Below are 8558 nucleotides of genomic sequence, written 5' to 3' on the forward strand. Positions count from 1 at the left end.
CGAGGTCCGTGAGAGGCCGCTGTCAGTGATGCTCGGTCACCACGAGCGAGAGTTCGTTGTCGGCGGTGAAGTAGGGGCGCAGTCCGACGACGGCACGCCCGGCGTCGGGACCGAACAGGTCCGTCGGCTCCTCCCGCACCAGCTCCGGGAAGCGCTGGACGTCGCGTCGTACCACCTGGTCGTCGGCGATGCGTGCCACTCTGACCGGCGCGCCGCCGGTGCCGTCGGTGAGCAGCACGTCCCAGTTCTCGCGCATGAGCAGCCGGGACCTCATGGCTTCGCTCATGTTCAGCTCGGCTCCGAACCAGCCGTTGTCGAAGCGCACCCGGCCGGCCGGCAGCGTGCGCGCGGGCTCCTGGCGCCGGCGCAGCAGCAGCAACGGCTCGCCTCCGGGCTGCCACTGTCCCTGCAGCCAGCCGGTCAGTCGCAGACGGTCGTCGTCGTAGTCGACGGTCATCAGCTCCGCGTGGCTCGGCCGGGACCAGACGCGCAGGCGCAGGTAGCCGCCCTCGGACGCGTACGGCAGCACCCAGTGGAAGTGGTTCAGGTCGCCGAGGTGTCCGACGTCGCGTGCCCCGCCGAGCGTGCACCGCCCGTAGCGCAGGCGGCTCTCCTTTCCGCGGCCGTCCACGGCGTAGAGGTCGGCACGGCCCTCGCCGAGCACGGCGAGCGCGCGGGCGTCGATCCGGGCCTCGGTCCCGCCGTTCCCGACAGGGAAGTCGACCGTGTTCTCGCTGCCCCTGACCTGTTCCTTGACCCGCACCGTGCGGGTGCCGGAGACACCCCGCAGGGTGATCTCCCACATGCCGTCCGGCAGGACCCGGCAGTCGGCGGTGGGGAGTCGGCGTTCCTCGGTGGGCGCTCCTCCACCCGTGCGCCGGCGCTGTCCCCAGCGGCCGCGTGCCCCCGCCTTGATCTCCGTGAGGAGTTCCTCGTAGGCGTCGCCGATCTGTTCCGTACCGGCGGGCCGGGCGGTCCGCAGCGCCTGGGTCCGGTGCGCGGTGCGCAGGAGTTCGTCCCCCATGTAGCGCTCCAGGGCGCGGGCCGTGGCATCGACGTCACCGACGGGCACCAGCAGCCCGCCGTGCCCCTCGGAGAGCACCTCCGTGGCCCCGTAGGGCACGTCGGTGGCGACCACCGGCGTGGCCTGGGCCAGCGACTCCAGCACGGGACGAGCGCTGTCGAGGCGTTCCGCGGTCACCAGGGCGATGTCGGCGTCGTAGTAGTCGCCTTCGCCGGCCTCACGGTCGAACAGCAGCACGCGGTCGTGGAGTCCCAGCGCCGTGACCAGTTCGCGGGTCTCACGGCGGAGCGGTCCGGTACCGAACACCCTGAGCTGCCAGCCGGGCTGGGCGTCGTGGGTCCGGGCGAAGGCGTGCAGCGCCAGGTCGACGCGCCGGTGCGAGACCAGCCGTCCGGCGTTGATCACCACTCCCGTCGACGGTTTGGCCGGGCTCTCCGCGAGCAGCACCGGCTCGGCGATGTGGCGCACCTCGACGCCGGCGCCGCGGAGCGCCTGGTACTCGGGGGCGGCGGCGTCGCCCTGGCTCAGCGGGACGACGGCGTCGAGTTCGCGGTAGAGCTCCGTCCAGCGGGCGCGCACCGATTCCGGGAGCCGCTCGACGGGTGCGGGCTGGCGGGCGATGCGTCGCGCGTGCGGTGTCCGGCACTGGGCCAGTACCGCGCCCAGCGCGGAGCTGAGGGCGACGACCGCGTCGGCACCGCTCCCGGACAGGTGCTTGCGGAGTCGTCCGTCGTCGGCGCGGTTGTAGCGCCGGAACTCGGGGTCGCCCGCGATGACGAGTTGCGAGGTGGAGTCGTCGTCCCTGTCGCCGGCCCCGACCGAGGGGGCCAGGGCGAGGACGCCGACGTTCCCCGGGAGCCGCAGCGCCGGGTGCGGTGCCGCGGCGCCGCGTGCGGCGACGACGGTGACCCGGTGCCGGGTGGCGAGGGACTGGGCGAGCCGGGCGGCAGCCCGCGCGCCGATGGAGTCGGTGGCCAGGGTGTGGACCAGGATGTCGATGTTCATGTCTCAGGCCGCCGGCTTCTCGTACGGGCTCGGCACCGGGTAGAAGGCTTCGAGGAACCGGTGGAGCAACTGGCTCTGGTGCTCGATCTCGGCGGGGTCGCTCGCGGAGTCGTTGAGGCAGAAGGTGTCCCTGTCCCGGCGCAGCAGCAGCAGTTCCAGCTTGTGTTCCAGCTCGGGGTCGTCCAGCGCGAAGTAGCCGTACCGGAGGTCGCCGGGCAGGCTGAGCCCCGAGTAGTAGCCCCAGTAGTGGTGCAGCGAGGACGCTATGGACAGGTCGGAGACGCTCCGCACGGAACTGGCGGAGGTGCCGCGGTGCTCTTCGGGGAACTCCCGCTCGATGGCTTCGAGGACGTCCCGGTTGAGCGCGTACGGCACGTGCTTCATCTTCTGTACGAGCGTGCGGCCGAACCGTTCCTGGATGAGCCGGCGGTTGTTCTTCGCGGCGACCGAGGTGGGCACCTCGTCGGGCTCCGGGGGGCCGTAGGGGACCTGCGCCGGGGACGGGAAGAACTTGGCGATGCCGTTCGGGTGGAAGAACGCGGAGGGGGTGAGGGTCCGCCCGATGAACATGTCGTCGTTGAAGTAGACGAAGTGGCGCGACAGTCCGGGGATGTGGTGCAGCCGGGACTCGATCGCGTGGCTGTTGAAGGTCGGCAGGTGGGAGGGGTCGTCGAAGATCTCGCGGTGGTCCACCACGCGGGCGCGGCCGTCTCCGTCGGTCCACCAGTGCGGAACCTGCTGGTCGGTGACGACGTAGATGTTCCGCACCCAGGGCATGAACATCCGTACCGAGCGGAGGCTGTACTTCAGCTCGTCCCGGGAGACGTAACGGGCCAGGCTCGCCGCCTCGGCGTGGAAGACCTCGCCCCGGCTCTCGGCGCGGCGGCGCTGCCAGGCGGGGTCGTCGCCGTCCACCCAGGTGTACACGACGTCGATGGGGAAGGGGTGCTCGTCGGGGAAGGCGATGTCCAGTTCGGGGCGGGTACGTGTCGGACGCAGCGGCGGCGCCTCGGACCCGTGGGAACGGCCCACGAGTCGGGTCATCTGCTCCCCGGGGACGACGAGTTGCTCGTTGACGAGGGAGACGTGTTCGCTGGCGCGGTTGCGGCGGGGGGCGACGAGGCGGTCGACGCCCCGGCCGGGCACGCTCTCCCCGGGCTCCCAGAACTCGATGTCGCAGCCCGTGTCGGCGCCGTGGGTCAGGTGCCCCTGTTCCGTGGTGCGGAACCAGAAGGCGCGTACGACGGAGAGGCCGCTCGCCCGCTCCCAGGTCTTGTCCGACGAGCCCTCCCACGCGCCGTCGCCGGGAGCCATCCCGACCTTGGGGCGGGCGAGGTATCCCTTGCTCCTGGACAGGCGGGTGCGCAGTGCTTCCAGGGCCTGGGGGCGTTGACGCGCGTCAACCCCGACCGCTGAGGCGGTGTCGTCGAGGCCCGGCACCGCGAACCAGTCGATCTGCCCGGCTTCCAGGGCCCGGCGGACCTCCAGGTTGTTCAGTTCGCGCGCGGCGAGCGGGGTGAGGCGGTCATGCACCAGCGCGACGCGCTTGTGCATGTCCACGACGACCTGCCGCTCCGTCCGGCTCCTGCGCAGCTGTGGCGGCGCGGGCTCCGGGCGGGGGGCGGAGCCCAACAAGGTCTCGCCGGCCGTCTCACGCCCGGAGATGTCAATCACGCGCTTCACTTTCGTTACGGAGGAATGGTGCCTGCGGCAGGAGGAGCGGTTCGGTCACTGCCTGATCTCGGCCTTCTGCGACCGGCTCACGTTGAGGTACTCGTCGGAGCCCACGCGCTCGAAGCGGCTGGGGACGGGGAAGTACGCGTCCAGAAAGGCCCTGACCATGCGCTCCTGGGCATCCGGATCGGGATGCTCGACGGTGTCGTTCAGGCAGAACGTGTCGAAGTTCCGGTGCGCGAGGAGGTTGTCCAGACGCCTGCGGGCCTGGTCCGCGGCGAGGTCGATGTACTGGTAGCGCAGGTTTCCGGTGGTCGTACGGCCGGTGTGGAAGCCGTAGTAGTGGTGCAGGGACGAGGCGATGGGGACGTCGTCGGGCGACCGGAACCGGGAGTGCTGCGTGCGGTGGTGCTCCTCGTTGTAGACCAGCTCGATGTCGGCGAGGATGCTGCGGCGCAGCGGATGGGGAGTGTGCTTCATCTTCTGCGCGATACGGGTACCGAAGGACCGCTCGATCAGTGCCCGGCTGTTCTTGCCCGCCGCGTTCACCGGCAGGTCGTCCGTGTCCACGGGGCCGCTCGGAATGAGCGCGTTGGACTGGAAGAACTTGGTCAGGCCGTTGGTGTGGAAGAAGCTGTCGGCGCCGAGCGGCCGGCCGAAGAACACGTCGTCGTTGAGATAGAGGAAATGCTCGGACAGGCCGTCGATGTGGTGCAGTTGGCTTTCGATGGCGTGTGAATTGAAGGTGGGCAGCGCGGTGGCGTCGGAGAAGATCTCGCGGTGGTCGACGACCCGCAGGCCCGGGACCTCGGTGTCCAGCCACCTGGGCACCTGCCCGGCGGTGACCAGGTAGACGGTGCGGACCCACGGGGCGTACTGGTGCAGGGAGCGCAGGGAGTAGCGCAGTTCGTCGCGGCTGGTGAAGCGCGCGTCGTTGGCCGCCTGGGCGTGCAGGGCCTGAGGCGGATCGCCCGGCCGTCCCGAGCGGACCGCGTCGCGTTCGGCGCTCCACTCGGGATCGGAGTCGTCGACCCAGGTGTAGACGACGTCGATGGGGAAGAGGTGGTCCTCCGCCAGGGGCTGGGTGAATTCGGCCACGGTCTGCGCGTTGCCGGTGGTGTAGGCGCCCGGCACCAGGGCGAACAGGGCCTGGGGGACGGTGTGGCGTGGTGCGTCCACCGGTACCTCGACGACCACCCGGTTGGGGCGGGGCGCCTCCAGCGTGCCCTTCCGTTCCGTCCAGAACTCGAGGTCACAGCCCTGGTCGGCGCCGAACACGAGCTCCAGCGTGGGGTCGGTGACGTACCAGGCGACGCGGAGGGAAGCCTGCTTGCGCAGGTGGCGCCAGGACTTCTCGTCGTCGCCGGGGCGCATGCCCGACTCCGTCGCGGTGTCCGCGCCCACGTAGCCCGGGGTCTGCTCGAAGGCGATCCGGAGCATCTTCTCCGCCGCCTCGCGGAACCGCGCGGGCACCGCGACCGTCGGGACGTCCTTCTTGGTGCCGCGGACACAGAAATACTCGATGTCCCCGGCTTCGAGCGCGGCAATGAGGATGTGCAGGTTCCGTGCCCGGGACGCCCACGCCGTGGCGCCGTCCACGACCAGGGCGTGCATGTGGCGGCCCTTGACGCGTACCACTCGGCGCGTGTAGGCCGCGCTGTGCCGGGGCATGGCGCGGCGGCCGCCCATGGCCCAGACGACCGTCGCGGACCGGATGGCGTCCACGGAGGCGAACGACGACTTCACGGCCGAGCGCACCGGTGCCGGCACCTTGCTGACGATGCCCCTCCGCGCGCCCACCGGCACCACGGACCGATACGCCGAAACCAGCGATCCGGCCTCCGGATTACCGGAACCGACCACGAGGCATCCACCACCCACGCCATGCGGTCCAGCGCCTGCCGCGTCCGGACGCCCCATCGCGCCCGGAAGACGGACGGCATGAGACCGAAACCTGTCATTTTCCTTGAAACCGCCGCTTTGGACGGTCACACTCGCTCGCGCGCGAGCAAGTCACAGAACCTTCACATAAAGAGGCGATCAACGTCCAGTCAAAAAAATAGACATACGCGACATGTCATCGAGATGAATCCCACTGTGAATTCGTACAACCTCTAACGACTTCACGGAAACACCACATGAAATCCAGATGACCCACCGGTTCCGCCGGGGCTCCGGGAGGCGCCTTCGGGTCAGAGCCGGTGCCAGTCCGGTGACAGCGTGAGCCCCGGGCCCGGTTCCTGCCGGGCGACGGACACCGTGCCGTCCGTACCGCACACCGCCACGACGACCCGGCCGAGCCCGTCGAGGGCGAGCGCAGGATCTCCCACGCACTCCTTGGTGGTGTCCGACCACCAGACGCCGCTTTGCTCGCCCTCGGTGGTGCAGACCCCGACCAGCAGGGTGCCGCCCGCTCCCCGCTGTGCGAGGACCGTGCAGTCGTAGCCGTCGAGCGGGGTGCGCAGGGCCACGAGGGCTCCGTCGCCGGGGTATCCGCCCACCGGCACGGGCCAGGTGCCCGCCCGGTAGGCGATGACCCCGGGCGCGTTCGCGTCGGTCCAGTAGTAGGTGAGGCGGTCGGGCGCCGTCTCCAGCGCTGTCGCGGAACCGTCCAGCACGTGGAGCCGGAGGGCGGAAGGGACGCTCAGCAGCGGGCCGCCCGGAACGTCCTGACGCCACCACGACGCCCCGCCCTCACCGGTCGCGAAGACTTCGACCAGCCCGCTCGACGTCACCGACGGCACGATCGCGGCGGCCGGCCAGGAGCCCTTGAGATCCTGCCAGGCCTCCCAGGTGCCGCCCTTGTTCTCGCGGCGCATCCGCAGTCCGCCGCCCGCGTCGCGCGCGAAGACGGAGACCGCCCCCTGCGCGTCGACGGCCCCGGTCGGCACACCCGCCCGCCGACCCTCTTCCCGGTCACGGTGGAAGTTGCCGAGGGAGCGCCACTGGGTGACGGGACGGGCGGTCTGGTACTGGATGGCGTGCACGAAGTCCACGCTCGGTCCGCCGGAACCACGGCGCTCGCGCCGCCCGAGGAAGTGCGCGTAGGCGTCGGCACCCTGGACGACGGTGAGGTCCGTCAGGTCCGCGACCGGCACGAGATCCGGGCCGTCCCAGTGCTCCCCGCCCGGATTCCGCTGCGTCCAGCGCAACAGGCCACCGTCGGCGAGGGCGTAGAGCGTGAGCCTGCCGTCCTTGCCGAGCGGCATCCAGCGGCCACGCGGCACTCCGCGGACCTCGGGGCGCCCGGACGACGGGACGAGAGGGGAGGTGCTGTCCGCGACGTCCGATCCCCTTCTCCGCACGCGCCGTGACACCCTCTCCCCTTCACCGGTACTTCAGCCCGCCCACACGTGGCCGACAACATCATATGCCCAGCTTCGACCGTGTCGTTCGGGCCGCGGGCGGCCCGCTCCACGCGACGGCGGCGGCACCGGCGGCGACCCGCGTGCGGTCGAGCGGGCCCGGCCCGGGCGGTGGACGGCTCCGGGCCGAAAACCCTTTCGCCCGATCCTCTGTTCTATAGTGCTCGGTCAGTCATGCATTCACGGACCGGTCACCCCCCACCCGAGTCCCCGCGCTTCACCGCCCGCCGCGGGCCATGAGATTTGAGGACTCGAACCGATGAGCCACGACGCCATGCCGCCCGGCCATGGGCCCGAAGGGACACCGGAAGGCGACTCCCGGCAGAGCTCCCGCCGCAAGGCCCCCCGCAAGCGCCGACGAGGGCTCAAGATCACCCTCGGTATCGTGCTCGTCCTGCTGATCGCGGCGGGAGGCACCGTCTACTGGATGTACCGCAACCTCGACAGCAACATCAAGGCCGTCGACATCGACTCCAAGCTCGACGAGAAGGAGCGGCCGGAGAAGCTGCCGACCTCCGGGCAGAACATCCTCGTCCTCGGGTCGGACTCCCGCGCCGGGGCCGAGAACAAGGCGCTCGGCGGCGGTGGCGGCGTCAGCGGCGCGCGGTCGGACACGGCGATGGTCGTGCACATACCCGAGGGCCGCACCGAGGCCGTGGCGGTCTCGATACCCCGCGACACCCTGGTGACCCGGCCCGAGTGCGTCAAGAACGACGGCTCCACGATGAAGTCCGCCGAGCGCGTCATGTTCAACTCGGTCTACTCGCAGGTGGGTCCGGCCTGCGTCGTCAAGACCGTCGAGAAGATGTCCGGCGTGCGGATCGACCACTACCTGGAGATCAACTTCGCCGGCTTCAAGGGGCTCGTCGACGCCATAGGCGGTGTCACCGTCGAGGTCGACGAGCCCATCAAGGACAGTTCGTCCGGGCTGAATCTCACCGCCGGTACGCACAAGCTCGACGGCACCCAGTCGCTCGCCTTCGTCCGGACCCGCCACGGCATCGGGGACGGCAGTGACCTCGGCCGGATCGGTCTCCAGCAGCAGTTCCTCTTCGCGCTGCTGAAGGAGGTCAAGAAGCAGGACCTGCTGGGCAGCCCGACCAAGTCGTACAAGATCGCCAGTGCCGCCACCGAGTCGCTGACCACCGACTCCAGCCTCGCCTCGCTGACCTCGCTGGCGGAGTTCGCCCGTTCGATGAACGGCGTCGACCCGTCGACCATGGAGACGATCATGCTGCCGGTGGCGTACGACAAGGTGGACCCGAACCGGGTGGTGGCCGCCCATCCGCAGTCCGACGACCTGTGGAAGGCGATCCGTACGGACGCGACCATCCCCGAGTCGGCCAAGAAGTCCCCGGCGACCGGCGGCTGACGGCCCCTCACGGACGCGGGGGGGGCGGGGGCGGGGGGGGGGGGGGCCGGGGGACGAGAAAGGCCCAACACAGAACCCCCCCCCCACGAACCACACAGCCCCGCAGCCCAGCTCTGGT

General features: G+C 70.5%; 5 protein-coding genes. 1 reads left to right on the forward strand and 4 read right to left on the reverse strand.

Translation table 11 applies throughout. The features are described from left to right. Positions 1 to 22 precede the first annotated feature (22 nt). From ACFZAX_RS00825 to ACFZAX_RS00840, 4 genes are all read right to left on the reverse strand, one after another. The gene (locus tag ACFZAX_RS00825; RefSeq protein WP_390957720.1) at positions 23 to 2029 is read right to left on the reverse strand and encodes a glycosyltransferase; all 2007 of its coding nucleotides are present in this window, start codon (positions 2027 to 2029) and stop codon (positions 23 to 25) included. A 3-nt stretch (positions 2030 to 2032) separates the two neighbouring features. Then, a complete protein-coding gene (locus ACFZAX_RS00830) occupies positions 2033 to 3703 on the reverse strand; it encodes a stealth conserved region 3 domain-containing protein (RefSeq protein WP_390957721.1) in 1671 nt (556 codons plus the stop codon). Between the two features lie 54 nt (positions 3704 to 3757). Continuing rightward, positions 3758 to 5566 (reverse strand): stealth conserved region 3 domain-containing protein, encoded by a 1809-nt coding sequence (locus ACFZAX_RS00835; RefSeq protein WP_390957723.1) that lies wholly within the window; start codon positions 5564 to 5566, stop codon positions 3758 to 3760. Positions 5567 to 5895: 329 nt separating this feature from the next. Continuing rightward, entirely contained in the window at positions 5896 to 6930 is a 1035-nt protein-coding gene (locus ACFZAX_RS00840) for a hypothetical protein (RefSeq protein WP_390957725.1), read from the reverse strand. 397 nt (positions 6931 to 7327) lie between these two features. Here ACFZAX_RS00840 and ACFZAX_RS00845 point away from each other — a divergent pair, with 397 nt between their 5' ends. Further along, complete coding sequence (locus ACFZAX_RS00845; protein WP_390957727.1) at positions 7328 to 8440, forward strand: LCP family protein; 1113 nt, start codon at positions 7328 to 7330, stop codon at positions 8438 to 8440. Positions 8441 to 8558 lie beyond the last annotated feature (118 nt).

Origin of the sequence: Streptomyces sp. NPDC008125 (assembly GCF_042957125.1) — a bacterium.
Lineage (GTDB): Bacteria > Actinomycetota > Actinomycetes > Streptomycetales > Streptomycetaceae > Streptomyces.